Raw genomic sequence first — 3,872 nt, 5'->3', positions numbered from 1 at the left:
GCGTTTGGCGCACTGTTGGGTCCTGGAACAACAACCCCCACACTTTTGTGTGGGTTGTTTGGTCCTGGTTTTCCTGCACATGACCGTGCCGTTCCCTTTGTTGTGGGGTGGTGGGGTGTGTGGTGGGGTTGTTGTTTGAGAACTACATAGTGAACGCGAGCATCTTTATAAGAAGCAATTTCTTTGAGATATTTGAACCTGGATCTGATGCTGTCCGTGTGCCCTTTTGGGGGTGTGTGGGTGGTGTTGGTTTTCATGGTTCTCTCGATGAGTATGATTGATCAGTTTGTGTGGTCAAGTTTTTAAGGGCACACGGTGGATGCCTTGGCATTAGGAGCCGATGAAGGACGTAGGAATCTGCGATAAGCCTCGGGGAGTTGATAACCGAACTTTGATCCGAGGGTGTCCGAATGGGGGAACCCCGCTACCCGTCGCGAGGCGAGGTGGTGACCTGCACCTGAATATATAGGGTGTGTGGAGGGAACGTGGGGAAGTGAAACATCTCAGTACCCACAGGAAGAGAAAACAATAGTGATTCCGTCAGTAGTGGCGAGCGAACGCGGAACAGGCTAAACCGTGTCATGTGTGATAGCCGGCGGGCGTTGCATGATGCGGGGTTGAGGGACCGTCCGTACCAGTTCTGCCGGATTGGTGGGGGGAATGGTGCATGTATAGGTGAACGACTTTGAATGGTTGGCCGTAGAGGGTGAGAGTCCCGTAACCGAAATGCAGTGCACTCCCTTGGATGGCATCCCAAGTAGCACGGGGCCCGAGAAATCCCGTGTGAATCTGTCAGGACCACCTGATAAGCCTAAATACTACCTAATGACCGATAGCGGACAAGTACCGTGAGGGAAAGGTGAAAAGTACCCCGGGAGGGGAGTGAAATAGTACCTGAAACCGTGTGCTTACAATCCGTCAGAGCGGGCGTGCCCTTTGGGGTAGTTGTTCCTGTGATGGCGTGCCTTTTGAAGAATGAGCCTGCGAGTTAGTGTTACGTCGCGAGGTTAACCCGTGTGGGGAAGCCGTAGCGAAAGCGAGTCTGAACAGGGCGAGTTGAGTGGCGTGATCTAGACCCGAAGCGAAGTGATCTACCCATGGCCAGGTTGAAGCGCGTGTAAGAGCGCGTGGAGGACCGAACCCACTTCAGTTGAAAATGGAGGGGATGAGCTGTGGGTAGGGGTGAAAGGCCAATCAAACTTCGTGATAGCTGGTTCTCCCCGAAATGCATTTAGGTGCAGCGTTGCGTGTTTCTTGCTGGAGGTAGAGCTACTGGATGGCTAATGGGCCCTACAAGGTTACTGACGTCAGCCAAACTCCGAATGCCGGCAAGTCAGAGCGTAGCAGTGAGACTGTGGGGGATAAGCTTCATAGTCGAGAGGGAAACAGCCCAGACCACCAACTAAGGCCCCTAAGCGTGTGCTAAGTGGGAAAGGATGTGGGATTGCTTAGACAACCAGGAGGTTGGCTTAGAAGCAGCCATCCTTAAAAGAGTGCGTAATAGCTCACTGGTCAAGTGATCCCGCGCCGACAATGTAGCGGGGCTCAAGTACACCGCCGAAGTTGTGGATTTCAAACACCACCCAAACAAGGACACTTGTGTTCCTTGTTCAGGGGTTTGGAGTGGTAGGGGAGCGTCGTGTGGGCATTGAAGCCGCAGTGTGAACTAGCGGTGGAGCCCACACGAGTGAGAATGCAGGCATGAGTAGCGAAAGACGGGTGAGAAACCCGTCCGCCGAATGATCAAGGGTTCCAGGGTCAAGCTAATCTGCCCTGGGTAAGTCGGGACCTAAGGCGAGGCCGACAGGCGTAGTCGATGGACAACGGGTTGATATTCCCGTACCGGTGAAGAACCGCCCCTATTGAACCAAGGATACTAACCACCCAAAGCTTTTCCCTGCGTGCCTTCGGGCCAGGGGGGATCGCTGCGCGTGGGACCTGACTTGGGGAGGTAAACGTATTAACAGGTGTGACGCAGGAAGGTAGCCGAGCCGGGCGATGGTAGACCCGGTCTAAGGATGTAGGATCCACGATAGGCAAATCCGTTGTGGTGTCTTCAATGACGATTCTGAGATCTGATGGGACCCCCGTTCGGGGGAATTCGGTGATCCTATGCTGCCTAGAAAAGCATCGACGTGAGGTTCAAACCGCCCGTACCCCAAACCGACACAGGTGATCAGGTAGAGAATACTAAGGCGATCGAGAGAATTATGGTTAAGGAACTCGGCAAAATGCCCCCGTAACTTCGGGAGAAGGGGGGCCTGCCCCGTGAAGGACACTAGCTGTCCGTGAGCGGGTGTGGGCCGCAGAGACCAGGGGGAAGCGACTGTTTACTAAAAACACAGGTCCGTGCGAAGTCGCAAGACGATGTATACGGACTGACTCCTGCCCGGTGCTGGAAGGTTAAGAGGACCGGTTAGTCCACCCTTGTGGTGGGCGAAGCTGAGAATTTAAGCCCCAGTAAACGGCGGTGGTAACTATAACCATCCTAAGGTAGCGAAATTCCTTGTCGGGTAAGTTCCGACCTGCACGAATGGAGTAACGACTTCCCCGCTGTCTCAACCATAAACTCGGCGAAATTGCAGTACGAGTAAAGATGCTCGTTACGCGCAGCAGGACGGAAAGACCCCGAGACCTTTACTATAGTTTGGTATTGGTGTTCGGAGTGGCTTGTGTAGGATAGGTGGGAGACTGTGAAACTGCAACGCCAGTTGTAGTGGAGTCATCGTTGAAATACCACTCTGGTCACTTTGGACATCTAACTTCGGCCCGTAATCCGGGTCAGGGACAGTGCCTGATGGGTAGTTTAACTGGGGCGGTTGCCTCCTAAAAAGTAACGGAGGCGCCCAAAGGTTCCCTCAGCCTGGTTGGCAATCAGGTTTCGAGTGTAAGTGCACAAGGGAGCTTGACTGTGAGAGGGACACCTCGAGCAGGGACGAAAGTCGGGACTAGTGATCCGGCGGCACATTGTGGAATGGCCGTCGCTCAACGGATAAAAGGTACCTCGGGGATAACAGGCTGATCTTGCCCAAGAGTCCATATCGACGGCATGGTTTGGCACCTCGATGTCGGCTCGTCGCATCCTGGGGCTGGAGTAGGTCCCAAGGGTTGGGCTGTTCGCCCATTAAAGCGGTACGCGAGCTGGGTTTAGAACGTCGTGAGACAGTTCGGTCCCTATCCGCTGCGCGCGCAGGAAATTTGAGAAGGGCTGTCCTTAGTACGAGAGGACCGGGACGGACGAACCTCTGGTGTGTCAGTTGTACTGCCAAGTGCATCGCTGATTAGCTACGTTCGGATGGGATAACCGCTGAAAGCATCTAAGCGGGAAGCCCGCTTCAAGATGAGATTTCCATACACGAAAGTGTGAGAGGCCCCCAGCTAGACCACTGGGTTGATAGGCCGGACGTGGAAGCGAGGACCATAAGACTCGTGAAGCTGACCGGTACTAATAAGCCGATAACTTACACCACACAACACTTACAAAATGCTCGCGTTCACTATGTGGTCCCCAACCAACAAACCCACCCGGTTTGTGCTTGGAACCAAAAAAACACAGAACAACTATGACCAACGCCACCACCACCTGGAACGGCCAAGGACACAGCCACCCTGTACAATAAAATAACTGTCAATCCACAACGACACCCAACAAACCACCCCCACACCCCTTACACGGTGTGGTGCGGAAAAGAGTTACGGTGGTCATAGCGTGGGGGAAACGCCCGGTCCCATCCCGAACCCGGAAGCTAAGACCCACAGCGCCGATGGTACTGCATCCGAGAGGATGTGGGAGAGTAGGACACCGCCGGACAAACAGTAACAGGTCGAGGCCCCACACCACACGGTGCGGGGCCTCCCACACTTAACACACA

2 rRNA genes are annotated in these 3,872 nt (G+C 54.2%); both read left to right on the top strand.

From position 1 onward, the window contains the following. Nucleotides 1-292: 292 nt before the first annotated feature. Nucleotides 293-3,470: ribosomal RNA gene (locus ACFUCV_RS14740) — 23S ribosomal RNA — on the top strand. Between the two features lie 224 nt (nt 3,471-3,694). Further along, nucleotides 3,695-3,811, top strand: a 5S ribosomal RNA gene (gene rrf, locus ACFUCV_RS14735). Nucleotides 3,812-3,872: the final 61 nt, after the last annotated feature.

Source organism: Specibacter sp. NPDC057265 (assembly GCF_042668835.1).
Classification (GTDB): domain Bacteria; phylum Actinomycetota; class Actinomycetes; order Actinomycetales; family Micrococcaceae; genus Specibacter.
The sequence above is the reverse complement of the archived record's forward strand: the minus strand, read 5'-3'. Positions and strand labels throughout refer to the sequence as shown.